1 protein-coding gene is annotated in these 1,541 nt (G+C 58.7%); it reads right to left on the reverse strand.

Annotated features, from left to right (window positions below):
• Positions 1–188: 188 nt before the first annotated feature.
• A complete protein-coding gene (locus CRM90_RS29905; protein ID WP_142391499.1) occupies positions 189–1,361 on the reverse strand; it encodes an AAA family ATPase in 1,173 nt (390 codons plus the stop codon).
• Between the last annotated feature and the right edge of the window lie 180 nt (positions 1,362–1,541).

Here is a 1,541-nt window from a genome sequence, read left to right on the forward strand (position 1 = left end):
GCCCACCCACCCGGGGCAAGCCAACTCAGATGTCACCTATTCGTGCAGCAGACCCGTTGTCTCACGCCTCTGACCTGCGGTTGTCTCACTTGGGCCATTCGTGTTCCTGGGGTTTTCTCACCCAGGTGAGACTGACGTGAGACAACGTGAGACAACACCCCGTAAGCCCGCTGAACTGCATGTTTCCTTCATCCGAGTAGGTAGTGCGGTCGCTTGACGGTGCCCGCGTTGACCAGCTTGCCAGTCCTCAGCAGATCGTTGAGCGCGCGGTAAAACGTGGCTCTCGACATGCCAGCGGCCTCGGCAATATCGCGCAGTTCCGCCCCACTGGCTCCGGTGGTTTCGAAGTTCTGAACGAAGATCACCAACAGCTCCGCGCTGCGTTCGCTCGGCAACTGTTCACCGTCGTTGCGCGCTGACGATGACATGACGGCGCTTTCGGTGCCGGGTATCAAGTCGAGCTTTAGCAGGTGGTTGTCATGCTCTGGGCCGTCCTTGCGCTTCTCGCGGGCCAGGCTGATCCAAGCTTCATCACGACTGGTGGCATAGACGGTGTCGACGCAACTTTCAAGTGCTGACGAGCCGCGCAATGTCTTGGCGTCTTTACCGGCGTGATGCACACCCAGGATCACACCGCGCCCACCGGGGGTGCTAGCCCGTAACTTTGTCATGGTGTCGATGACGATGCCGCAGTCCTGGGCTGAATTCTCGTCTGCGCCAACCATGCAACGTGCCAGTGTGTCGAGAACGACGAATCCGAAAGCGCCCCATTCGATCAGGTCGCGCAGGTTAGCAACATCGCGCGCGTTCATCAGGTTTATGGGCTGCGGATAGACTGACAGCCAATCGTCGTCAATCATGCTCTGCCAGGCGGTTTCCCATGCCTGCGCTCGTTGCCCGAAACCGAATGCACCTTCAGCCACGATGTAAAGGACGCGCCGTTGCTGGGTTTTGCGGTTCTGCCATGGTCTGCCGGTGGCCACACTTGCGGCCCAGTCGAGTGCGATGAAGGTCTTGCAGGTGCCCCATTTGCCGTACAGCAGCGCGGTGGTGCCTTGATCTAGCACGTTGTCTATCAACGGTTGTGGTGGTGGCATGTTTCGGAGGTCAGAGCGTGTCAGTAGTGAGTCGGCGAATTGCGGGCGAGCTTCGGAATCAGCTGTGCTGGAGTTAGTCTCGTCGTCAGTCAGGCCGTCGTCGCCTCTGCTGGCGTCGCCGGCGTTCGTGTAATCGGTTGTGCGCCAATCGATTGTGTCGATGTCAATCGGGTTGGCTTCGCCTTTGCGCCAACCCGATTCGATAGTGGCTTCACACTGGCGAGTGCCTGACGCAGACCAGTTCCAGGATTCCGACGCATCCATGAGTGCCTGCTTCGACTCATCTTTGTCGAACCCCAATTCAGCCAAACGTCTTGCAGCCCAATGTAGTCGGTCATTCCTTCGGCCACTTGGCGTATTGGCTACGTCATCGACAACATTGTGAAATGGGGTCTGCTGCACGAATAGGTGACATCTGAGTTGGCTTGCCCCGGGTGGGTGGGC

The organism is Mycobacterium sp. ENV421 (genome assembly GCF_002887815.1).
In the GTDB taxonomy this organism is placed as follows: domain Bacteria; phylum Actinomycetota; class Actinomycetes; order Mycobacteriales; family Mycobacteriaceae; genus Mycobacterium.